The organism is Sideroxydans lithotrophicus ES-1, assembly GCF_000025705.1.
GTDB lineage: Bacteria > Pseudomonadota > Gammaproteobacteria > Burkholderiales > Gallionellaceae > Sideroxyarcus > Sideroxyarcus lithotrophicus.
In genome coordinates this window covers 2938750-2961615 of the sequence record NC_013959.1, presented here as the reverse complement: position 1 = coordinate 2961615, position 22866 = coordinate 2938750, and the positions used below count along the sequence as shown (strand labels likewise).

Genomic DNA, 22866 nt, shown 5'->3' with positions numbered 1-22866 from the left:
GTGATAATATAATGCCCAGAACAATAACGCTGCTGTTTAGGAGTGAATAATCATGGTCAGTCTGCAACCCCCCCTGTGTGATTTTGGCTGGAAGGCCCGCCCGTTCGACCTGCCGGGCGTGGATGGCAAGCGCCATACGCTGGAGAGTGCGCGAGGCAAGAACGGTCTGCTGGTGATGTTCATCTGCAACCATTGCCCCTATGTCAAATCCATCCGCGATCGCATCATGCGCGATGTGCGCGAGTTGCAGCAGCACGGCATCAACAGCATCGCGATCATGTCCAACGATCCGGCCGACTATGCGGAAGATTCGTTCGACAACATGAAGTTGGTCGCGCAACAGTATGACTATCCTTTCCCTTACGTCTGGGACGAGACGCAACAGGTCGCCAGGGATTACGGAGCGGTGTGCACGCCTGATTTCTTCGGTTTCAACGCAGCACTTGAACTGCAATACCGTGGACGCCTGGACGCCTCGCGCAAAGAGGCGGTGCCGGATGCCCAGCGCGATCTGTTCAACGCCATGCTGCAAGTTGCAAAGACAGGACAGGGGCCGCGCGAGCAGATCGCCAGCATGGGCTGTTCCATCAAATGGCGGGAATAGACGAATGACAAGCACAGGCATGAGCGGCAAGCGGAAGGGCGGGGCGTGAAGATCCTTATTCTTGGAGCGGGGCAAGTCGGGTCGACGGTGGCGGAGAACTTGGTTGGCGAAGCGAACGACATCACGGTGGTCGACTCGGATGGCGAAAAGTTGCGCCAACTGCAGGATAGGCTGGATTTGCGCACGCTAGCGGGCAATGCCGCCCATCCCTCCACGCTGGAACAAGCCGGCATTGCGGATACCGACATGCTGCTGGCAGTGACGCAAAGCGACGAGGTCAACCTGGTCGCCTGCAAGCTGGCATCGAGCCTTTACAACACGCCGACGCGTATCGCCCGCATCCGTACCACCGACTACCTCAATCGCGAGACGGTGTTCAGCAAGGAAAACTTTTGCGTGGACTTTTCCATCTGCCCTGAGCAGATCCTGACCGAGTACATCACCAAGCTGATCGAATTCCCGGAGGCTTTGCAGGTGCTGGAATTCGCAGACGGCAAAGTCTCGCTGGTTGCGGTGCGCGCCTTTGAAGGCGGACTGCTGGTGGGCAAGCCGCTGAGCTATTTGCGCACCCATATGCCACAGGTGCAGACGCGCGTCGCGGCGATCTTCCGCCAGGATCGCGCGATCATTCCCGAGGGCGGCACGGTGGTGCAGGACGGCGACGAGATATTCTTCATCGCCGCGTCCGACAATATCCGCCGTGTACTGAAAGAGATGCGCCGTATGGACAAGCCTGCCAAGCGGGTGATGATCGTCGGCGGCGGCAACATCGGCCGTCGTCTGGCAAAGGCACTGGAGCGGGATTATCAGGTCAAGATCATCGAGTTCAACAAGAAGGCATGCCAGAAGCTGGCCGGAGAGCTGGCCAACACGTTGGTGTTGAATGGCGACGGTACCGATGAAAAGTTGATGCAGCAAGAGAACGTCAAAGAAGTCGACGTGTTCTGCGCGCTTACCAACGACGACGAGAACAACATCATGTCGGCCCTGTTGGCCAAGCAGGGGGGAGCGCGCAAGGTGCTTGCGCTGATCAACCGCAGTGCTTATGTCGACCTGGTACAGGGTGGCAAGATCGACATCGCACTATCACCGGCGCAGGTGACTATCGGCTCGTTGCTGGCATATGTGCGGCAGGGCGATGTGGCGGCCGTACATTCATTGAGGCGCGGCGCGGCGGAAGCGCTGGAGCTGGTTGCGCACGGCGATCGCGAATCCTCGCGTGTGGTCGGTCGCCGCATCGACGAGATCGACCTGCCCAAAGGTGCAACCATCGGCGCATTGGTGCGGGAGGACACGGTCATCATGGGACACCACGACACCGTGATCGAGGCGGAAGACCATGTGATCGTCTTCGTGGTCGACAAGCGGATGGTGAAGAAGGTCGAAAAACTGTTCCAGGTTAGCCTCGGCTTCTTCTGATGGGGCGCGCGCTTACAGTTCTGAATGCGCTGGGGCTGATGCTGGTGGTGTTCAGCTTCAGTTATGTGTTGCCTATCCTGACCTCGCTCGCCTATGACGACGGAACCGAGATCGATTTTTTGCTGGCAATGCTATGGACGGCGGGAACGGGGGTGTTGCTGTGGTTGCTCACCCGACGTTATAAAGGCGAGCTTTCCATCCGTCACGGCTACCTGCTGGTGGTGGCGATGTGGACGGCGATGCCGGCGGTGGCAACCTTTCCGTTGCTGCTGGTGATCAACGGGCTGCCATTCACCCAGGCGTATTTCGAGACCATGTCCGGAATCACCACCACCGGTGCCACGGTCCTTTCCGGCCTGGATAACATGCCACCTGCCATCAATCTGTGGAGGCACGAGCTGAACTGGCTGGGCGGCATGGGGATCATCGTGCTGGCGGTGGCGGTGTTGCCATTGCTGGGCATCGGCGGGCGCCAACTGTTCAAGGCCGAGACGCCCGGCCCGATGAAAGACTCCGCACTTACTCCGCGTATTACCGAAACGGCGCGCAATTTGTGGCTGGTGTATGCGGGAATCACCCTGGCCTGCATCCTGTCGCTCAAATTGGCGGGGATGAATTGGCTGGATGCAATCTGTCACGCATTTGCTGCGATGGGTCTGGGCGGTTTTTCCACACACGATGCCAGCGTTGGCTACTTCAATTCTCCGGCGATCGAATTTGTACTGATCATATTCATGCTGCTGGCCGCCATGAATTTCGCAACACACTTCCTTGCCTGGCGTGGGAGGAGTCTCAAAATCTACCTGCACGATGCAGAAGCGGTAGCGACGGTCAGTCTGATCCTCGGCAGCTGTCTTGGGGTAGGGCTGTTTCTGTGGTGGCAAGGCACTTATCCGAATTTCTGGACGGCACTGCGCTATGCCAGTTTCAACCTGGTCTCGATGGCGACCGACTGCGGTTTCGCCAATGCCGATTTCAACAAATGGCCGACCTTTGCGCCGATGTGGATGCTGTTTCTGAGTTGCGTCGCGGTGAGCTCAGGTTCAACCGGCGGCGGCATCAAGATGATCCGCACGCTGGTGCTGGTGAAACAGGCGGGGCGCGAGTTTCTTTTGCTATTGCACCCCGCAGCGGTCAACCCGATGAAGATAGGCGGCCATGTCGTGGCCAACCACATCGTGTTTGCGGTGCTGGGTTTCATCTTCCTTTATTTTGTCAGCATAGCGACCCTGACATTCGCGTTGCTGATCAGCGGTCTGGACTTCGTTTCTTCTTTTTCAGCCGTGATCGCCTGCATCAACAACGCGGGCCCGGGGCTGGGCATCGTTGGTCCGGCCAGCACCTATGCGGTTTTAACGAATTTTCAACTTTGGGTGTGTACGCTGGCCATGCTGATCGGGCGACTGGAGATTTTCACCATCCTGATCCTGTTCACGCCGGCTTTCTGGCGGCGTTGAAGCGCCGCAAGGCGCGGAAAAATTGAACGCCCGAGGACAAATGCGGTAGCATCTAGGGTCAGGGGGTGTCCGTGCGCTAGCGCGGGCACGGGTCAATCAGGGAAAGGGCGACAACGTGGGCGAGGGTCTGGCTGGTATCCGTGTGGTGCTCATCGACGACAGCAACACCATACGCCGCAGCGGCGAAATATTCCTGTCGCAGGCGGGCTGCAAGGTCGTACTGGCCGAAGACGGCTTTGACGGTCTGTCCAAGGTGGTCGACAACAAACCCGATATCATCTTCGTCGATGTCATGATGCCGCGTCTGGATGGATATCAGACTTGCGCGCTGATCAAGAACCATGCTGAATTCAAGGATACGCCGGTGGTCATGCTGACCAGCAAGGACAGTCTGTTCGACCGTGCGCGCGGCAAGCTGGTCGGGGCCGACCAGTATTTGACCAAACCGTTCAGCAAGAAAAGTTTAATAGAAGCAGTGACCATGCATACAAACAAGCAAAGCGGGGGGATGGATTATGGCAATTAAAAAAATTATGGTCGTGGATGATTCCGCAACCGAGCGTCATGTACTGGGTGACATCCTGGGCAAGAAAGGCTTTCTGGTGGTGTATGCCGAGAGCGGCGAAAAAGCGGTGGAAAATTCCAGGACCGAATTGCCGGATCTCATTCTGATGGACGTGGTCATGCCCGGACTGAACGGATTCCAGGCCACCCGCGCGATCACGCAAGACCCGGCGACGCAACATATCCCGGTCATCATCTGCACCACCAAGGGACAGGAGACCGACAAGATCTGGGGCATGCGCCAGGGAGCCAAGGACTACATCACCAAGCCCATCGCTGCAGACGAACTGCTCGGTAAGATCGCTGCACTAGGCTAGGCGTCAGTTCGATATGTCGAAGCGCTTCAACCTGCGCGAGTTCCAGCAAGGCGTGCTGGACCGTATGCAAGCCCAGGCGGCAGGCAGCAAACGCGTGTCTACTCTGGGTGTGCAGGTGGGCGGTGAGTTCTGGCTGGTCGATATGTCGGACATCAACGAAGTATTGTCGCTACCCTCATTGACTGCAGTGCCGCTCACCAAACCATGGTATTGCGGCGTGGCAAATGTGCGCGGCAATCTGTACAGCGTCGTCGATTTCAGTGTTTACAGAGGTGGCGCGCCGACTCCCCGCGAAGGACAGAGCCGCGTCCTGCTGGCGGGACAAAAGTATGCATTCAACGCCGGATTGCTGGTGTCTCGCGTATTGGGCTTGCGCAATGCAACAGAATGGGAGCGCAGCGAGCAGGACGGACAGGTTCTCCTGCGCGACGACAAAGGACAGATGTGGCACAAACTGGAACTGGCGCAGTTATTGCAACAACCGGAATTCCTACAAATCGGGGCGTAAGTTGCGCAGGAGGAGAGAAAATGGCATTTAAGTTAGCGTTCAAGTGGCCGGGCAAATCGTCGCAGGGTTTTGTCAAAAAAGGAGAAGTCAGGGCGGCAGATGTCCAGGCGATCCGCATTCCCTGGTTCAGCAAACAATCCTTCGACAGGCAGTTGCGCGTTCTCGGCGGCCTGCTGTTGCTGTTCCTGTTTATCGCCGCAACGTTCACTTATATCGACTCGCGCGACACCACCTACGGCTCCCACTATGTAGCGCAATCCTCCAAATTGCTGATGTTGTCGCAGCGCTTGGCGAAGGCCGCTGCTGCCAGCTTTTCCGGCGACTCGGCAGCATTCGATGAACTGGACGACGCACGCACCGAGTTCTCCGCCATTCTCGATGTGCTGGACAAGGGCAATGACAAAGTGCCTCCCACTGCCGGCCCAGCGCGAGTTCCTCTGAATGTACTGCTGGCGGAGTGGAAGCGCATGGGTTCGTTGATGGACGACCTGGAAAAAGGACGGCCTTTGCTGGTGACGCTGCAGCGTGGCGCCGCAGGCCAACGCGATATGCTGAACCTGTCCAACCAGATCGCAGCGAACGCCGCTCCCGCTTATGCACAGAAAGCCGACCGTCTGAACCGGCTGATCGAACAGATCACCATGGCAGTGCAGATGGTGTTGACCTCGGCATCGACGGAAGACCTGCCGGGACTGGAATCGAAGATCACCGAAGCGCAAAGCCTGATCAGCCAGATGCCGCAGAACGATGCGACCGTGATGCTGCTCAATGACGACTTCGAGGGCTACCAGTCGGTAGTGGGCTTCATTGCCGCCAACGCGCGCGACGTGCTGACCTCGCGTCTGGCCGGACAGCGAGTCCAGGAGCAGGGCGACCAATTGCTGTCGGCAGCACAGACACTGGTCAATAACTATGAGAGTTCGACATCCGGCCGCATCACCAGCTTCGTGGTGTTCTTCTCCGGCGGCATGCTGTTGCTGTTGTTGCTGTTGCTCTCCAAGATCTATCTGGATGAATCGAAGCGCCGTGAGCTCGAAGCCGGGCAGACCAACCGCAACAACCAGCAGGCGATTTTGCGTCTGATGAACGAATTGTCGGACCTGGCGGACGGCGACCTGACCATACGCGCGACGGTATCGGAGGACATCACCGGTGCGATCGCCGACTCGGTCAACTACACCACGGATGAACTGCGCAAACTGGTTGCGCGCGTGACGACCGTCTCGCAGCAAGTGGCGCGCGCGACCAACGAAGCGGGTACCGTGACCAAGGAACTGCTGAGCGCCACGCAGAAACAGGCGAGCGAGATCCGCAGCGCGGGCGGGGCGGTCGAACTGATGACCAAGTCGATCCAGGAGGTCGACAGCAGTGCGGCGCAATCTTCCGCAGTGGCCCGGCGGACGCTTGAGGTGACCGAGCAGGGTACACGGGCGGTGCAGAACTCCGTTTCCAGTATGGACAGCATCCGCGAACAGATCCAGGACACCGCCAAACGGATCAAGCGGCTGGGTGAAAGTTCGCAGGAGATCGGCGAGATCGTGGACCTGATCTCGGACATCACCGAACAGACCAACGTGCTGGCGTTGAACGCGGCGATCCAGGCGGCATCGGCGGGTGAGGCAGGACGGGGCTTCGCGGTGGTGGCGGAAGAAGTTCAGCGCCTCGCGGAACGTTCCGCCGAGGCGACCAAGCAGATCGGCCTGCTGGTGAAGACCATTCAGACCGACACGCATGATGCGGTGGTGGCGATGGAAAAGAGCACGCAGGGTGTGGTCGATGGAGCCAGGCTGTCAGACGCAGCCGGCCAGGCGCTGAACGAGATTGAAAAAGCCACCAGGGAACTGACCGACCTGGTGAACAGTATCTCGGTGTCCACGCAAGTGCAGACCGACATGGCGGGCGAGGTGGCCAACGTCATGGGCGACATCCTGAAGATCACCGAGCAGACTTCGCAGAGCACACAACGCACCAACACATCTGTGGTCCAACTGGAAAGTCTGGCATCCGAACTGAACAGTTCGGTATCGGGCTTCAAACTGTAAAGGACGACTGTGCAGGCGCAATTCAATCCGCTGCCGTTGTTGTCGGTCAAATCCGGGCTGGACAGTTCACTGGCAAATATCAGCCGCGAACTGGAGAATTTCTTCTCGTCCTCCGGAGCTGACCAGCAGGCACTCAGGCATGCGCGCGAAGAGCTGCATCGCATCGGCGGCGTACTGCGGATGCTGTCGCTGACAGGTCTGGTCGTGTTCTGCGGAGAGTTGGAAAAGCTCATGCTGGAACTGGAACAGGCGCAGGAGGTCGGCGCTTCACAGCGCGATGCCATCCGTCGCGCACTGTTCGGCTTGACCCATTATCTGGATGCCCTGGCAGACGGGGCCAGCAATGCCACGCTGCGCCTGTTTCATGAGTACCAGGAGCTGCTCCAGGCTCGCGGAATGGAAATGGCTTTCGATGTGGATCTTTTTTTCCCGTCACTGCAAGTCGAGTTGCCGGAAGCGCTGCTGCGGCAGCCGCAGCAGCAGGATGCACCCGCACGCATCAAGGCTGCCCGCTCGCAATATCAGCAGGCATTGCTGAAATGGCTGCGCCAGGATGACAAGGCCGAAGCTCTGCATGTGATGACAGCGGCAGTGAACAGCGTCGTTACCTGCGTACCGCAGAATCAGCAACGTGCGTTTTGGTGGGTGGCGTCAGGCCTGCTGGATTGCCTGGCCTATGAAGGCATCCCGCCGGAACTGAACGTCAAGAAGTCCCTCAGCCGTATCGACCTCAAGATGAAATCGCTGACGGATGGAAGCCCCTTCGACGAAGAGGTCTCCATCAGTGAAACGCTCTATCTCATCGCACGCAGCCATTCGGTGAGCGATACGGTCGACGAGATCAAGAGAGTCTATGCGCTGGATGTCTACCTGCCGGAAGAGCAGCCGATGCCCCCCAGCGAGACGGCTGCCCTGCTCGAAAACATGCGCGCCGAACTCCAGGTGGCACAGGAATCCTGGGAGCTTTGCGTCACCGAGACTGCCGGAGCATGCCAGAAGTTTGCTGCAGACATGGAAAGAGTGCATGCGCTTTCCGAACAGCTCGACCGCAACACCCTGCAGTTCCTGAGCAAGCTGATCCACACCACGGCGGTGCAACTGGAAGATGCGGAGCGCGCACAACGCATCACCATGGATATGGCGATGGCGTTGCTGTTGCTTGATGGCGGCATCGAGCACTACCAGCACTTGGGCAGTGGTTTCCAGGAACAGGCGCGCATCCTGAGCACGCGCCTGCAGGCTGCGATGATGCGCATGCCGGAAGACGAAAACAAGCTTTCCAGCCTGATCTCGCTCTATTGCCAGATGGAACAGCAGGAAGTGATGGTGCCGCTGGCTACCGAGATGCAAGGCAACCTGCAGCATATCGAGCAGAGCCTGAATGCTTTTTTCAACAACGCGGCAAAGCGCGACGAACTGTCGCAGATCGGCCTGCTGCTGAGCCAGGTACAGGGCGGTTTGCACATCCTCTCGCTGGATGTCGCAGTGAAACTGGTGGGATTGCTGCGCCAGGCGACCGAGCGTTACGTGCAGGGCGCCATTCCGCCGGCTTCCGAAATGCGTACAGTGGCCGCCGCCGTCAGCGCGCTGGAAGAGTATGTGCACGGGCTTGTACTCGGCCAGAGATCCGACGCGGCGGCATTGAACGGCGTCCTGCAGGAACTCACCGAGATGCGCGCCGAACCCGGTTATGAAGAGGCCCCGGCGAAGGAAGAAGCGGTACCGGCAGGTGTTTCGATCCGCACGGGCGGAGAGGACGAAGAACTGCTGGAAGTCTTTCTGGAAGAGGCGCGCGAAGTCATGGAGACCTTGCGCAGCAACCTGGAGATCAGCCGCTTGCATATGGATAGCCGCGAACCGCTGGTGACCATGCGGCGCGGGTTCCACACACTCAAAGGCAGCGGTCGCATGGTCGGCCTCACCGAACTGGGCGAAGTGGCCTGGGCGGTCGAGCGTGCCATGAACAAATGGCTGCAGGAGAACAAACCGGCCACGCCCGTGCTGCTCGACATGATCGGCGATGCCGAAGTGCTGTTCCAGCACTGGGTGGATATGCTGAGCAGCGGCAGCACCAATGCGACGATCGATACATCATACCTGCTCTTGGTGGCCGATTGCATCGAGAACGGCAAGGAGGTTCCACAGACCAGGACCGAGCCGGCGATGCAAGAGGCGGTCATCGAGACACAGCAGCCTGAGGAGGCCGAAAGCGAGGAAGAGCGCCCGGTCGAGATCGGTTCCGTCAGCCTGTCGCCGGCATTGTTCAATATCGCCACCGAGGAAGCGGCGGGTCACGTGCATGCACTGCATGAGCAGCTTGCGGTCCTGCACGAAACCGAATCGCATATCGTCACCTATGACTTCATGCGGGCGGCGCACACCCTGGCGGGCGTCAATCGCACTATGGGTCTCGTGCAGATCGCCGAGCTGGCGTATGCGCTGGAACTCTGGCTGGAAGAACGCATCGACAAACCGTATGTGGTGAACGAGCAGCAGATCGCGCTCATCGATCAGGTCGTGCAACGGCTGGAAGAGATGTGTGCCGTGGTGCGCGACCAGCGGCAGGAACCGCAACCCCAGCCGGAATTGATCGCCCTGTTGCAGGAAGACAAGGCCATCGTAGCGACTGAAGCGGCACCCCCCGAATTGGAGGCTGTCCCGGCACTGGAGTTCGAAGCCCCACTTGCGCTCCCGGAACCCGAAGAAGTCATCGAGCCAGTCTTGCCAGAGGCTGCACTGGATTTTGCGATCCCTGAGGAAGCTGTACCGGAGGCGGCAGAGGCGCCGCAGACTTTGGAACTACCTGTTCCTGCAGCCGAACCGGAATCTGTCACCGCCGAAGGCATATCGGAGACAGGGCTGGAAATTCCGTCCATTCCAGGTTTGCCCGAGGTAGCGGAAGCGCGCGGTCCGGAAGCCGCGCAGGAAAGTCCTGTAGCGACTACGGACGAGGAAGAACCGGTACTGCCGTTGCCCCAGCGAGAGCGGGAAGTGCATGACGAAGTGGATGAACAACTGCTGCCGATCTTCCTGGAAGAGGCGCATGAGCTGTATCCCCAGATCGGCCGTACCTTGCGCGCATGGCGCGAGCAGCCGGGCGATGTCCAGTCGGGGCGCAACCTGCAGCGCAGCCTGCACACCCTCAAAGGCAGCGCGCGCATGGCGGGTGCGATGCGCTTGGGCGAATTGACCCACCGCGTCGAAGACCGCGTGGACAAAGCGATAGCGTCGGGCGAGCTCAATGCCGAGCTGTGGAACGAGCTCGACAACTATCTGGATCGTATCGGCAACGCCATCGAACAGTTGCAGCAACCGCAACAGCCTCAGGCAGCTCCGGAACAACCGGTCGTCGCGAGTGAAGTTCAGCAACAGCACCCCGAAGCGGCCCGGACTGCTCCGGTGCAGGCCCTAGAGGTCGGCGCCGAACGCGCCATGCAGGCAGCATTGTTGCGTGTCCGTTCCGATACGGTCGACCGCTTGGTCAACGAGGCGGGCGAGGTCAGTGTGGCGCGTTCGCGCGCCGAGATGGAATTGAGCGCACTCAAGAACAGTGTGCTGGATCTGACCGACAGCGTGAACCGGCTGCGCAAACAGCTGCGCGAGATCGAGATTCAGGCGGAAGGCCAGATGCAGGCGCGTATCTCGGTCAGCGGCGAGAGTGCCGAGAAATTCGATCCGCTGGAGTTCGACCGCTTCACCCGCTTCCAGGAAGTGACACGCTTCATGAACGAGAGCGTGCACGACGTGCAGACCGTGCAGCAGGCGCTGCTGAAGAACCTTGCCGAGACCGAGGCGGCCCTCACCGCGCAAGCGCACCTCAATCGCGACCTGCAGCAAGGCCTGATGGCCATCCGCATGGTGCCGTTCGCCAGCATCAGCGAACGCCTGTATCGCATCGTGCGCCAGACAGGCAAGGAATTGGGCAAGCGCGCCAACCTCGAATTGTCCGGTACCGAGGTCGAGCTGGATCGCAGCGTGCTGGAAAAGATGACTGCCCCGTTCGAGCACTTGCTGCGCAATGCCGTCGCACACGGGTTGGAAACGCCGGAACAGCGCGAACTGGCGGGCAAGGAAGCGATCGGCGAGATTCGCCTGTCCCTGCGCCAGGAAAGCAATGAAGTGGTGTTCGAGTTCAGCGATGACGGTGCCGGACTGGATCTTGCCCGCGTGCGGCAAAAGGCGGTCGAGACCGGCGTTGTGCATGAAGGCGAGGAGATCAGCGACGAGTCGGCGATGCAGCTCATTTTCACGCCCGGCCTTTCAACCGCGCAGGAAGTGACTGAGATATCGGGGCGCGGTGTCGGGCTGGATGTGGTGCGCAGCGAGATCACTGCCCTGGGCGGACGCATCGATGTCGCTTCGGAGCTTGGGCATGGGCTGCGCTTCACCATCCATCTGCCGCTGACCCTGGCAGTGACGAAGACCTTGCTGGTGCGGGCGGGAAGCCAGACATATGCATTGCCCTCGACCATGATCGAGAACGTGCAGCAGCTCAAGCCGGCTGCATTGGATGCGGTCTACAGCCAGCAATATGTGGACTGGCAGGGTTCTCGTTATCCCTTGTATTCCCTTGCTCGCATGCTGGGAGACGACGAAGCTGAAATCGAGAACCAGCCCCATAACCCGGTCTTGTTGTTGCGCGCCGGCGACAAACGCGTGGCGCTGCATGTCGATGAATTGCTGGGCAACCAGGAAGTCGTGGTCAAGAACATCGGCCCGCAACTGGCGCGCTTGCCCGGGATCGCTGGCGCGACGGTGTCTGCCAACGGTACCGTGATCCTCATCCTCAACCCCATCGCCTTCACCCAGCGCATCGTGGTGACGCGCAAGATCGCAAAAGCGGCGGCGGAAGCGGTGCACAAGGCGCCGGTAGTGATGGTGGTGGACGATTCGCTCACGGTGCGCAAGATCACCAGCCGGTTGCTGGCGCGTTCCGGCTACCAGGTTGTTACTGCCAAGGACGGCGTGGATGCGCTGGAGCAGCTCGTCGATGTATTGCCGGACGTGATGCTGCTGGATGTGGAGATGCCGCGCATGGATGGTTTCGAACTGACCAAACGACTGCGCCAGGACGCTCGCACCCAGGATCTGCCGATCATCATGATCACTTCGCGCACCGCCGACAAACACCGCCGCTATGCGCTCGAACTGGGTGTGAACGAATATATGGGAAAACCTTATCAGGAAGAGGAACTGCTTGATAACATTTCCCGGTTCGTCAAGACCTGACCGGCGCGCGAAATTGAGATTAGGGCGCCGACAGATTACAATGGCCCCATGTCCGAGCTGAATCTTACCAATCATTTTCTGATCGCCATGCCGGCGATGACCGATCCCTTTTTTGCCAAATCCCTCACTTATGTGTGTGAACACAACGAGCAGGGTGCGATGGGCATCGTGGTGAACCGCCCCATCAGCCTGACGCTGAGCGAACTGTTCGCGCAGATCAACATGCCGCTCAAGCCTGCCGAGCTGGAAGATGTGTTGGTGCACTTCGGCGGGCCGGTGCAGACCGACCGCGGTTTCGTGCTGCATGACACGATCGGCCAATGGCAATCGACACTGCAAGTCAACGACCGGATCGGCCTGACCACTTCCAAGGACATACTCCAGGCGGTAGGAGAAGGCCAGGGTCCCGAGCATATGCTGGTGACACTGGGTTATGCAGGATGGTCGGAAGGACAGCTGGAACAGGAGCTTGCAGACAATGCCTGGCTGAGCGTACCTGCATCCGCACATATCCTGTTCGACCTGCCATCCGAAGAGCGGCTGCCTGCCGCGATGGCGCTGCTCGGGATCGATTTCGCTTCATTGTCGGACGAGGCCGGACATGCCTAGCGGGCAAAATGGAGTCATGTTTGATGAAGTAACTCCTTATACCCGCCTCCCTCTCCTCAATCCTCTCCCGCAGTGCGCGGGCGAGGAGGCGAACGAGAAAGGCAATTCTTGAATTCCGGCATGGCTGCTCACAGGTTTTCAGGCACCTTACTCGCATTCGACTTTGGCACCAAACGCATCGGCGTCGCAGTCGGCAATACCGTCTCCGCTACAGCCCGGCCACTCACCACTATCGGTGCAGAGAAGAACGACCTGCGTTTTGCCGCCATCGCCGAGCTGCTCAAGGAGTGGCAACCTGCAGCACTGGTCGTCGGATTGCCGTGCAACGACGACGGCACGCCGCACGAAATGACGGCGCTGTCCCGCCGTTTCGCCAACCGGCTGAAAGGACGCTTCAATTTGCCTACCTTGTTGATTGATGAGCGTTATACTTCCGCCGCCGCGAGCTCGGCGCTGGATAAGGAAGGGATACATGGCAGGAAACAAAAGAACCTCATCGATCAGTATGCGGCGCAGCAGATACTGCAGGCGTATTTTGACGAACCCAGCGCAGGAACCAACGCATGAATAATCCCCAGTTAAACAAGCACGGCGAGCTTCAGCATCTGCTGACCACTGAGGGATTGCCGGTCCGCATCCTGCGCGACATCCTCGACAAGGCCTCCGGCTTTGTGAACCTGGCCGACGGGCGCGAAATCAAGAAGATCCCGCTTTTGCACGGCAAATCGGTGTTCAACATTTTCTTCGAAAACAGCACGCGCACGCGCACCACGTTCGAGATCGCCGCCAAGCGCCTGTCAGCGGATGTGGTAAACCTCAACATCGGATCTTCCAGCACCAGCAAGGGCGAGACGCTGCTGGATACAGTGGACAACCTGTGCGCGATGCATGCCGACATGTTCGTGGTGCGTCATTCCACGAGTGGCGCGGCGCACCTGATCGCCCGGCATGTGGCGCCGGAGATCCACGTGATCAACGCCGGCGACGGCCGCCATGCGCACCCTACCCAGGCGCTGCTCGACATGTATACCATCCGCCATTACAAGAAGGAATTCCATAACCTGCGTGTCGCCATCGTCGGCGATGTCCTGCACTCGCGCGTGGCACGTTCGCAGATCCATGCGTTGACCACCCTGGGTGTGCCGGAGGTGCGCGTAGTTGCGCCCAAGACGCTGCTGCCCAGCCATGTCGAGAAGCTCGGCGTGCAGGTCTACCACGACATGGCCCAAGGTTTGAAGGATGTCGATGTGGTGATGATGCTGCGCTTGCAGAACGAACGCATGCAGGGTGCCTTGTTGCCTTCGGCGCAGGAATATTTCAAATATTACGGCCTGACCCAGGAGCGGCTGGCGCTGGCGAAAAGCGATGCCATCGTGATGCACCCTGGACCGATGAATCGCGGCGTGGAGATCGACTCCAGCGTAGCTGACGGTATGCAATCGGTCATCCTGCCGCAAGTCACCTTCGGCATCGCGGTGCGCATGGCGGTTATGAGCACGCTGGCGGGGAATAAATAGTCGATGCCCCATTAACCGTAACGAGCGATTCGAGTGCAAGGCGCACGGAGCGGACAACGAGGCATATCTGGTAGATAGACGAGGACGTGAAAACGCAGTTTCGGTGGAGGCTAATGCGCGAAGCGCGTTATGCCGGAACCAATACCGCGCAACACAGCAATTGAATCGCGCAGCAGGTTAGAGAGGTATCAATGAATATCCATATCAAGAACGGTCGCCTGATCGACCCACACAACAAGATCGATGCCACGCAGGATGTGTTCATCGCGGACAAGCGCATCGCTGCAATCGGCAAAGCACCGCAGGGATTTGCCGCCGAGCAGGTGATCGATGCCGGCGGGCTGATCGTCATGCCGGGACTGGTGGATGTCGCAGCGCGCTTGCGCGAGCCGGGTTACGAGTACAAGGCCACGCTGGAATCGGAAATGGATGCGGCGATGGCGGGTGGGGTGACCTCCTTGTCCTGCCCTCCCGATACCGATCCGCCGCTGGATGAGCCGGGGCTGGTGGAGATGCTGAAACACCGTGCGCGTTTGCTCAATCAGGCACGGGTGTTTCCCGTGGGCGCGCTGACATACGGATTGAAGGGTGCCGAACTGACCGAGATGATCGAGCTCGCCGAGGCCGGTTGCAAAGCTTTCAGCCAGGCCGATGCGCTGCTTACCGACACGCGTGTGCTGATGCGCGCCATGCAATACGCGGCGACCTTCGGCTATCGAGTGTGGCTGCGTCCGCAAGATGCATTCCTCGCCAAGGATGGCGTTGCGCATGACGGCGAAGTGGCAACACGCCTCGGCCTGCCCGCGATACCGGTGGTGGCGGAAACCATAGCGCTTGCAACCATGCTGCAGCTGGCAAGGGAGACTGGCGTGAAGCTGCATGTTTGCCGTATCTCCAGCGCGGAGGGAGTGGATATGGTGCGTGCCGCAAAACGCCAGGGACTGGCAGTGACCTGCGATGTATCGATGAACCACGTGCACCTGTCCGAGATGGACATCGGCTTTTTCGATGCCAACTGCCGCCTGATGCCGCCATTGCGCAACTTGCGCGACAAAGCTGCGCTGCGAGCCGGCCTGCTGGATGGCACCATCGATGCGATCTGTTCCAACCACTCTCCGGTCGACGAAGATGCCAAGCAGCTGCCATTCGCCGAGGCCGAAGCAGGCGCAACCGGCATGGAATTGCTGCTGCCGCTGGTACTGAAATGGGCCGAGCAGGAAAAAGTGCCGTTGTTGGATGCACTGGCGCGGGTGACCATCAACCCTGCGCAACTGCTAGGCGTCAAGACCGGTCATCTGAGCGTGGGCGCACATGCCGACGTGTGCGTGTTCGATCCGGCGATCACCTGGAAAGTCGAGCCAGCCGCACTCAAGAGCCAGGGCAAGAATACGCCGTTCAACGGCTATACCATGCAAGGCAAGGCAAGGCACACCATCGTTGAGGGCAAAGTCGCCTATTCCTTATAGTAAAAGACAATGAATCCATTATTAGATTTCAGTGGTCTGCCGCGTTTTGCGGAGATCAAACCCGAACATGTGACCCCGGCCATCGATGAGCTGTTGACGCGCAATCGCGCGCTGACGGCCAGGTTGCTGCAAGATACGGTTGAACCAGGCTGGGGAAATTTCGTGCAACCGTTCGAGGACGCGAATGAACAGCTGTCGCGAGCCTGGGGGCAGGTCGGGCATCTCAACATGGTGATGAATTCGCCGGAATTGCGCGAGGTATACAACGCCAATCTGCCCAAGGTCACGCAATATTACGCGGAGCTTGCGCAGAATCTGGCGCTCTACCAGAAGTACAAGGCTATCCGCAATGGCAATGGCTATGCGGAGTTGAATGCTGCGCAGAAGAAAGTCATCGAGAATGAGCTGCGCGATTTCCGTCTCGGCGGCGCAGAACTGCCGGAAGAGAAAAAGGCGCGCTTCATGCAGGTGCAGGAAGATCTCTCCGCCCTGTGCTCGAAGTTTTCCGATAACCTGCTGGATGCGACGAATGCTTACAGCTGCGTGGTCGAGGACGAGCAAGACATCTCCGGCATTCCCGCCGATGAACGCCAGGTTGCTGCAGAAGCGGCGACTGAAGCCGGCAAGAAGGGCTGGCTGTTTACGCTGAAAGCGCCATCCTATGGCCCGGTCATGCAGTATGCCGACAGCCGGGATCTGCGCGAACGCATGTACCGCGCTTTTACCACGCGTGCCAGCGAGCTGCTGGCAGACGGCAGCAAGATGGACTGGAACAACACGCCGCTGATGTCACGGATACTGAAGCTGCGCGCGGAAGAAGCGCAAATGCTGGGCTTCCCCAACTATGCCGAGCTGTCGCTGGCAAGCAAGATGGCTGAAACCCCCCGGCAAGTGGCGGGTTTCCTGCTGGAATTGGCGCAACGTGCCAGGCCATTTGCCGAAAAGGATCTGGATGAACTACGCGCATTCGCGGCAGCGCAATTGAACATGCAGGATCTGCAGGCGTGGGACATCGGTTATGCGAGCGAAAAATTGCGTCAGCAGCGCTATGCGTTCTCCGAACAGGAAGTGAAGCAATATTTCCCGGAAGACGCGGTGCGTGCGGGGCTGTTCGGGTTGGTGGAGACGCTGTTCGGCCTCAGGATCGAGCCTTCCACTGCGCCGGTGTGGCACGATACCGTGCGCTTTTTCGACATCCGCGACGACAATGGGCAGCTGATCGGCCAGTTCTATCTTGACCTGTATGCCCGTGCCAGCAAGCGCGGCGGTGCATGGATGGACGACGCCATCACGCGGCGGCGTACAGCCAAGGGCATCCAGACGCCGGTCGCCTATCTCAACTGCAACTTTGCTTCCCCGCTCGGCGGCAAACCCGCACTGTTCACTCACGATGAAGTGAATACCCTGTTCCATGAATTCGGTCACGGTCTGCATCACTTGCTCACCCAAGTGGAAGAGCTGGGCGTGTCCGGCATCAGCGGTGTGGAATGGGATGCGGTCGAGCTGCCCAGCCAGTTCATGGAAAATTTCTGCTGGGAATGGGATGTGCTGCAGGGCATGACGCGCCACAGCGAAACCGGGGAAAAGTTGCCCAGGGCATTGTTCGACAAGATAATCGCGGCCAAGAACTTCCAGAGCGGCCTGCAGATGTTGCGCCAGATCGAGTTCTCCCTGTTCGATCTGCGCTTGCACAGCGACTACGATGCAAATGGAAAGCAGTCAGTACAGCAATTGCTCGACGCAGTGCGCAAGGAAGTTGCGGTATTGATCCCGCCTTCGTTCAACCGTTTCCAGAACAGCTTCTCGCACATCTTTGCCGGCGGTTATGCGGCCGGATATTATAGTTACAAGTGGGCCGAGGTGCTTTCGGCAGATGCATACAGTTTGTTCGAAGAGAACGGCGTGCTGGATGCCGCCACCGGCAGCCACTTCCGCCAGGAGATCCTGGCGGTGGGCGGCAGCCGCGATGCGATGGATTCCTTCATTGCGTTCCGCGGGCGCGAGCCAAAGATCGACGCGCTTTTGCGGCATAACGGGTTGGTGACAGATTGAAAGGGGGCTGATGATGAAGAAATGCTTATTGCTGCTGAGTCTGTTGATGTTCACAAACGCACATGCTGGCGAGCTGTATCGTTCCATCGATAGCAGTGGCAAGGTTCATTACGGCGATAGCCCGCTGCAAGACTCCGAAGATGTGGAAGAACTGAAAGTGGGCAAAGAGCCAACACCAGACGAGCCTCTTCCTTACGAAACGCAACGTGCCAAGCAGAACTTTCCCGTTACATTGTATACATTTCCAGGTTGCGGTTCCGGCTGTGATCAGGCAAGGGATTTGCTGAGCAAGCGCGGAGTCCCTTTCACGGAAAAGAGCCTGGTACAGCAGGAAGACATCGAGGCTTTCCGCAAAGCCTCCGGCGATAGCCAGATACCTGCAGTATCTATCGGCAATACGTGGGTCAAGGGCTTTCTGGCCGAACAATGGAACAACGAACTGGATATCGCCGGATACCCCAAGAAAGTGCTCACTTATCGTCCTCCTCGTCCGGCTACTCCGGCAGCTGCCCAGCCTGCGCAATGAAGCTGGCGACATGGAACGTCAATTCGCTCAAGGTGCGTCTGCCGCATCTGCTTGAATGGCTGGCGGCGAACCCTGTGGATGTAGTGTGTCTGCAAGAGACCAAGAGCGAGGACAAGAACTTTCCATTGGCCGAGTTGCAGCAGGCCGGATACCAGGTCGCTTTCAGCGGACAGAAGACCTATAACGGCGTGGCGATCCTCAGTCGCCAGCCGATCGGCGACGTGCAATGCGGCATACCGGGTTTCGAGGATGAACAGAAGCGCGTTATCGCGGCGACCATAGACGGCGTACGTGTCGTGTGCGTGTATGTTCCCAATGGCCAGGAAGTCGGCTCCGATAAGTATCAATACAAACTCAAATGGCTGGCCGCGATCACTGCGTGGCTGAAAGAAGAACTGGCGAAACATCCCAGGCTGGCGTTGCTGGGCGATTACAACATCGCCCCGGAAGACCGGGACGTTCACGATCCGGTGGCATGGCAGGGCAACGTGCTGGTCAGCGCACCGGAGCGGGACGCCTTCAAAGCCTTGCTGCAACTGGGGCTGCGCGATGCCTTCCGGTTATTCGAACAGGCTGAAAAAAGCTATTCATGGTGGGATTACCGCATGATGGCATTCCGCCGCAACATGGGTTTGCGCATCGACCATATTCTCATCAGTCCGGCGTTGCAGTGCAGCGCATGCCATATCGACAAAGCGCCGCGCAAACTGGAGCGGCCATCCGATCACACGCCGGTGGTGGCCGAGGTGGCATGAAGATCCTCGGAGTTCTGTTGCTGATCGTTGTTCGGCAGGCGATAGGTGGCGAGTTGCCTCGGCCGGATCATGTCGTGATCGTGATCGAGGAGAATAAATCCTTCAGCCAGATCGTCGGCAACCGCGATGCTGCCTACATCAACAAGCTGGTGAAACGCGGAGCGCTTTTCACAGAATCCTACGGGGTTTCCCATCCCAGTCAGCCGAATTATCTCGCGCTGTTTTCCGGCAGCACGCGCGGTATCAGCAGCGATGCCTGCCCGCTCGACCTTGGCGGCGACAACCTCGCCAGCCTGTTGCAGGCTAAGGGACTGAGCTTTATCAGTTACTCCGAATCCATGCCGCAAGCCGGATATGACGGCTGTATCTACGGTGCCTACAGGCGCAAGCACAACCCGGTGGCGAACTGGAAAGAACTTGCCGCGTACAACCAGCCGCTCAGCGCCTTCCCCGCAGACTATGCGCAATTGCCCACCGTCTCCCTCATCGTGCCCGACCAGCGCAATGACATGCACGACGGTAGCATTGCACAGGGCGATGCATGGTTGAAACACAACATCGAACCATATGCGCGCTGGGCGCTGACCCACAACAGCCTGCTTATCCTGACCTGGGATGAAGACGATGGCTCAAGCTATAACCACATCGCCACGTTATTCGTAGGCGCGATGGTGGAGCATGGGAGCAGCGCACAGCGCATCAGCCACTACAATGTCCTGCGCACGCTTGCAGAGATGTACGGATTGCCCTCTTTGAAAGAGAGCGCCGATGCGGCGGCAATCAACGGGGTATGGAAAAAATAGCGGGAATACCGGTATTAATCGTTTTCCCCATCGAGCCCCAGTTCCTGGATCTTTCGCGTCAAGGTGTTGCGTCCCATACCGAGTAAGGTGGAAGCCTCGATGCGCCGCCCGCCGGTGTGCTGCAACGCCTGGGTGATGAGCGTGCTCTCGAATTGCTTGGTAAGGTTATCGAGGATATTCGGTTCGTTGCGTTGCAAGGCAAGCGCGACCTGTTGCGCCAGCGCAGCACGCCAATCCTGATTCAGCGTGCTGCTGGCATGGGTGTCGCGCCATTCGGAAGGCAGGTCGGCGATCTCCACCACACGGGTGGGTGTCATCACTGTGAGCCAGTGGCACAGGTTCTCCAGTTGGCGCACATTGCCGGGGATATCCTGGGCAGAGAGGTAGTTGAGCGCGGCCTCGCTGAGCGTCTTTTGTTCCACTCCCAGCTCCTTGGCACTCTTCTGCAGGAAGTATTTCGCCAGCAGCGGGATGTCCTCGCGGCGTTCGCGCAGCGGCGGCAGGCGCAAGCGGATGACGTTGAGGCGGTGGAACAGGTCTTCGCGGAACAATCCCTGTTTCACGCGCTCGTCCAGATTCTGGTGGGTGGCGGCGATGATGCGCACGTTGGCCTTGATCGGCTGGTGGCCGCCGACGCGATAGAAATTTCCGTCCGACAATACGCGCAACAGACGCGTCTGCAACTCTGCCGGCATGTCGCCGATCTCGTCGAGGAACAGCGTGCCGCCCTCGGCCTGCTCGAAACGGCCGTGGCGCGTAGTGGTGGCGCCGGTGAAGGCGCCGCGCTCGTGGCCGAACAATTCGGATTCCAGCAGATCTTTCGGGATCGCAGCGGTATTGATGGCGACAAAGGGTTTGTCGGCGCGCGGACTGTGCCGGTGCAGCGCCTGCGCGACCAGCTCCTTGCCGGTGCCAGATTCGCCGTTGATCAGCACGGTGGCATTGGATTGCGCGAGGCGGCCGATGGCGCGGAACACTTCCTGCATGGCGGGTGCGTGCCCGAGGATGTCAGGTGCGGCTTGCGCATCTTCGGCGTGCGTGTTCTTGCGTTGGCTCTGTTCCAGCGCGCGGCGGATCAGTTCCACCGCGTGGTTCACGTCGAACGGCTTGGGTAGGTACTCGAATGCACCGCCCTGGAATGCCGACACAGCGCTTTCCAGGTCGGAGTAGGCGGTCATGATGATGACCGGCAGGTTGGGATAATCGTTGCGCAGTTTCTGCAGCAATTCAAGGCCTGAGCTGCCCGGCATGCGGATGTCGCTGATCACCATCTGCGGGAGGTTGCCGGGGAGCTCTTCCAGCGCCTCGTCCGCGGAAGCGAAGCTCTTATATTCGATCTCTTCGCGCGCGAGGGCTTTTTCCAGTACCCAGCGGATGGAGCGGTCATCGTCGATGATCCAGACAGGTTTGGTCATGGTTGTTTTCCTGAGTAATTGAGCGGGAGCATGACGGTAAAGCAGGTACGTCCCGGTTCGCTGTCAAATTCGATACTGCCCTGGTGCTGGCTGACAAAATCCTGTGCCAGGGTAAGCCCCAGCCCGTGCCCGTCGGCGCGTCCGGAGACCAGCGGGTAGAAGATCTTGTCGCGCAAGTGGGTGGGAATGCCCGGGCCGTTGTCGATGATCTGTACCATCACGGCCAGGCGATGCAGTTTTTTCATCAGCGTGACTTGCCGGGTGATACGCGTGCGCATCAGTATATGTCCCTTGCCCTGCATGGCTTGGGCAGCATTGCGCACGATGTTGAGCACGACCTGGATGAGTTGTTCCTTGTCGCCGTGCAGCTCAGGCAGGCTAAGGTCATAATCGCGCTGGATCTGGAGGCCTTCCGGCAGTTCCGCCAGCACCACGCTGCGCACGCGCTCCAGAACCTCGTGGATGTTGAGCGCACTAAAATGGGGCACGTGCTGCGGAGTGAGCAGCTTTTCCATCAGAGAGCGCAGCCGGTCGGCTTCCTGGATGACCACTTGGGTGTATTCGCGCAAAGCCGGTTTTTCAAGTTCCTGCTCCAGCAGCTGCGCCGCGCCCCGTATGCCCCCGAGCGGATTCTTGATCTCATGCGCCAGGTTGCGCAGCAGCAAACGGTTCGCTTGCGTCTGATCCAGCATCTGCTCCTCGCGTGCCATCTTTAACGGCCTGTCCATGGTATGGAATTCCAGCAGCAACGAATAAGGGCCAAGTTGCAGGGGCGTTGCGGTGCAACTCAGGTGCAGCTTGTTGCCGATGCCATGGGTAATGAGTGTCAGTTCATGCTCGATGTGACTGGCGTTGCTTGATAAAGCCGACTGGATGGTGGCGAACAGCTGATCGGTATGCATGAAAGCATACTGCAGCGGATGGCCGATCAGGTTGGTGTTGCTCAGGCCGAACAGATGCTCTGCTGCCGGATTCAGATAAGCAAAGCGGGATTGTTCGTCCAGAAGGATGACTGCGGTGGAAAGATGTTCCAGCGAAGGAAGTGGAATGGTTGACATGTCAGTCTACTAGCAGAAAACATGCCATGTGAAGTCGCTATTTCAGGTTGGACAACTCGGTCTTGAGCGCTTCGATGTTCTTCTCGTGAGAGTCCACATCCTCCTGCAATGCCTTCACTTTCTCATCGTATTTTGCAACGTTGCGGAAAGTCTGCCCGCTTGCGGTCCTGTAAACCTCGGGAGCGTCTTGTCCTTCCTTCAGTTTGATGCGGGCATCTTCCAGCGCCTTTTGCTCGGTCGCCAACTCGTCTTCCAGGATCTTGCGTCTTGCATTGTCCCGGCGGCCCTGTGTTTCGGGATTCACCCGGAAGTCGGATGAATTTTCTGCGTTGCTCGATCTTCCGGGAGGGACCATCGTTGGCAGCGGTTCAAGGTGAAGTTTCCTGGCGCCCTTGAGGGGAATGCTGGAATAAGTGACGTGACCGTTTTCGTCAACGCGCTTGTAGATATCGGCGTAGGCACCGGCACAGAAGAGCATCGAACAACACAGAACGAGCAGGGAACGTGATTTCATGATCGTATCCA

The 22866-nt window shown here is 58.9% G+C and carries 19 protein-coding genes; 16 read left to right on the top strand and 3 right to left on the bottom strand.

Annotation, left to right across the window (positions count from 1 at the left end; translation table 11 throughout):
* Positions 1-52 precede the first annotated feature (52 nt).
* From SLIT_RS14680 to SLIT_RS14605, 16 genes are all read left to right on the top strand, one after another.
* Positions 53-604, top strand: coding sequence for a thioredoxin family protein (locus SLIT_RS14680; RefSeq protein ID WP_013031064.1), 552 nt, complete (start codon positions 53-55; stop codon positions 602-604).
* Between the two features lie 45 nt (positions 605-649).
* Complete coding sequence (gene trkA / locus SLIT_RS14675) at positions 650-2023, top strand: Trk system potassium transporter TrkA (protein WP_013031063.1); 1374 nt, start codon at positions 650-652, stop codon at positions 2021-2023.
* Positions 2023-3480 carry a TrkH family potassium uptake protein gene (locus SLIT_RS14670; RefSeq protein WP_013031062.1) on the top strand — a complete coding sequence of 486 codons (1458 nt, stop codon included), beginning with the start codon at positions 2023-2025 and terminating at the stop codon, positions 3478-3480. The genes trkA and SLIT_RS14670 overlap by 1 nt, the downstream gene beginning before the upstream one ends.
* A gap of 115 nt (positions 3481-3595) precedes the next feature.
* A complete protein-coding gene (locus SLIT_RS14665) occupies positions 3596-4006 on the top strand; it encodes a response regulator (RefSeq protein WP_013031061.1) in 411 nt (136 codons plus the stop codon).
* On the top strand, positions 3996-4361 hold the full coding sequence (locus tag SLIT_RS14660; RefSeq protein WP_013031060.1) for a response regulator transcription factor: 366 nt from the start codon (positions 3996-3998) through the stop codon (positions 4359-4361). Before SLIT_RS14665 ends, SLIT_RS14660 begins: the two co-directional genes overlap by 11 nt.
* A gap of 13 nt (positions 4362-4374) precedes the next feature.
* Positions 4375-4869: a chemotaxis protein CheW gene (locus tag SLIT_RS14655; RefSeq protein WP_013031059.1), complete on the top strand. Its 495-nt coding sequence runs from the start codon at positions 4375-4377 to the stop codon at positions 4867-4869.
* 20 nt (positions 4870-4889) lie between these two features.
* Positions 4890-6911, top strand: coding sequence for a methyl-accepting chemotaxis protein (locus tag SLIT_RS14650; RefSeq protein WP_013031058.1), 2022 nt, complete (start codon positions 4890-4892; stop codon positions 6909-6911).
* 9 nt (positions 6912-6920) lie between these two features.
* Positions 6921-12140: an Hpt domain-containing protein gene (locus SLIT_RS14645; protein ID WP_013031057.1), complete on the top strand. Its 5220-nt coding sequence runs from the start codon at positions 6921-6923 to the stop codon at positions 12138-12140.
* 48 nt (positions 12141-12188) lie between these two features.
* A complete protein-coding gene (locus SLIT_RS14640) occupies positions 12189-12749 on the top strand; it encodes a YqgE/AlgH family protein (protein WP_013031056.1) in 561 nt (186 codons plus the stop codon).
* 120 nt (positions 12750-12869) lie between these two features.
* On the top strand, positions 12870-13316 hold the full coding sequence (ruvX, locus tag SLIT_RS14635) for a Holliday junction resolvase RuvX (protein WP_013031054.1): 447 nt from the start codon (positions 12870-12872) through the stop codon (positions 13314-13316).
* Positions 13313-14266 carry an aspartate carbamoyltransferase catalytic subunit gene (locus tag SLIT_RS14630; protein WP_013031053.1) on the top strand — a complete coding sequence of 318 codons (954 nt, stop codon included), beginning with the start codon at positions 13313-13315 and terminating at the stop codon, positions 14264-14266. The genes ruvX and SLIT_RS14630 overlap by 4 nt, the downstream gene beginning before the upstream one ends.
* 191 nt (positions 14267-14457) lie before the next feature.
* On the top strand, positions 14458-15732 hold the full coding sequence (locus tag SLIT_RS14625) for a dihydroorotase (protein ID WP_013031052.1): 1275 nt from the start codon (positions 14458-14460) through the stop codon (positions 15730-15732).
* 9 nt (positions 15733-15741) lie between these two features.
* Positions 15742-17784, top strand: coding sequence for a M3 family metallopeptidase (locus SLIT_RS14620; protein WP_013031051.1), 2043 nt, complete (start codon positions 15742-15744; stop codon positions 17782-17784).
* 10 nt (positions 17785-17794) lie between these two features.
* Positions 17795-18310 (top strand): glutaredoxin family protein, encoded by a 516-nt coding sequence (locus SLIT_RS14615; protein ID WP_041421428.1) that lies wholly within the window; start codon positions 17795-17797, stop codon positions 18308-18310.
* Positions 18307-19065: an exodeoxyribonuclease III gene (gene xth, locus SLIT_RS14610; protein WP_013031049.1), complete on the top strand. Its 759-nt coding sequence runs from the start codon at positions 18307-18309 to the stop codon at positions 19063-19065. Before SLIT_RS14615 ends, xth begins: the two co-directional genes overlap by 4 nt.
* Positions 19062-19868, top strand: coding sequence for an alkaline phosphatase family protein (locus tag SLIT_RS14605; protein ID WP_013031048.1), 807 nt, complete (start codon positions 19062-19064; stop codon positions 19866-19868). The genes xth and SLIT_RS14605 overlap by 4 nt, the downstream gene beginning before the upstream one ends.
* Positions 19869-19882: 14 nt before the next feature.
* On the opposite strand, the gene ntrC is transcribed toward SLIT_RS14605, so the two are convergent.
* Genes ntrC through SLIT_RS14590 form a run of 3 tightly spaced genes read right to left on the bottom strand, consistent with a single transcriptional unit; the run spans position 19883 to position 22855 of the window.
* A complete protein-coding gene (gene ntrC, locus SLIT_RS14600; RefSeq protein ID WP_013031047.1) occupies positions 19883-21283 on the bottom strand; it encodes a nitrogen regulation protein NR(I) in 1401 nt (466 codons plus the stop codon).
* The gene (gene glnL / locus SLIT_RS14595) at positions 21280-22341 is read right to left on the bottom strand and encodes a nitrogen regulation protein NR(II) (RefSeq protein ID WP_013031046.1); all 1062 of its coding nucleotides are present in this window, start codon (positions 22339-22341) and stop codon (positions 21280-21282) included. The genes ntrC and glnL overlap by 4 nt, the downstream gene beginning before the upstream one ends.
* A 37-nt stretch (positions 22342-22378) precedes the next feature.
* Complete coding sequence (locus tag SLIT_RS14590; RefSeq protein WP_013031045.1) at positions 22379-22855, bottom strand: DUF4124 domain-containing protein; 477 nt, start codon at positions 22853-22855, stop codon at positions 22379-22381.
* Positions 22856-22866: the final 11 nt, after the last annotated feature.

Bases quoted from the DNA above. Each gene is read 5' to 3' on its own strand.
- SLIT_RS14680 (WP_013031064.1), top strand. From the start codon at position 53: ATGGTCAGTCTGCAACCCCCCCTGTGTGATTTTGGCTGGAAGGCCCGC.
- SLIT_RS14670 (WP_013031062.1), top strand. From the start codon at position 2,023: ATGGGGCGCGCGCTTACAGTTCTGAATGCGCTGGGGCTGATGCTGGTG.
- SLIT_RS14660 (WP_013031060.1), top strand. From the start codon at position 3,996: ATGGCAATTAAAAAAATTATGGTCGTGGATGATTCCGCAACCGAGCGT.
- SLIT_RS14655 (WP_013031059.1), top strand. From the start codon at position 4,375: ATGTCGAAGCGCTTCAACCTGCGCGAGTTCCAGCAAGGCGTGCTGGAC.
- SLIT_RS14650 (WP_013031058.1), top strand. From the start codon at position 4,890: ATGGCATTTAAGTTAGCGTTCAAGTGGCCGGGCAAATCGTCGCAGGGT.
- SLIT_RS14640 (WP_013031056.1), top strand. From the start codon at position 12,189: ATGTCCGAGCTGAATCTTACCAATCATTTTCTGATCGCCATGCCGGCG.
- ruvX (WP_013031054.1), top strand. From the start codon at position 12,870: ATGGCTGCTCACAGGTTTTCAGGCACCTTACTCGCATTCGACTTTGGC.
- SLIT_RS14630 (WP_013031053.1), top strand. From the start codon at position 13,313: ATGAATAATCCCCAGTTAAACAAGCACGGCGAGCTTCAGCATCTGCTG.
- SLIT_RS14625 (WP_013031052.1), top strand. From the start codon at position 14,458: ATGAATATCCATATCAAGAACGGTCGCCTGATCGACCCACACAACAAG.
- SLIT_RS14620 (WP_013031051.1), top strand. From the start codon at position 15,742: ATGAATCCATTATTAGATTTCAGTGGTCTGCCGCGTTTTGCGGAGATC.
- SLIT_RS14615 (WP_041421428.1), top strand. From the start codon at position 17,795: ATGATGAAGAAATGCTTATTGCTGCTGAGTCTGTTGATGTTCACAAAC.
- xth (WP_013031049.1), top strand. From the start codon at position 18,307: ATGAAGCTGGCGACATGGAACGTCAATTCGCTCAAGGTGCGTCTGCCG.
- SLIT_RS14605 (WP_013031048.1), top strand. From the start codon at position 19,062: ATGAAGATCCTCGGAGTTCTGTTGCTGATCGTTGTTCGGCAGGCGATA.
- ntrC (WP_013031047.1), bottom strand. From the start codon at position 21,283: ATGACCAAACCTGTCTGGATCATCGACGATGACCGCTCCATCCGCTGG.
- glnL (WP_013031046.1), bottom strand. From the start codon at position 22,341: ATGTCAACCATTCCACTTCCTTCGCTGGAACATCTTTCCACCGCAGTC.
- SLIT_RS14590 (WP_013031045.1), bottom strand. From the start codon at position 22,855: ATGAAATCACGTTCCCTGCTCGTTCTGTGTTGTTCGATGCTCTTCTGT.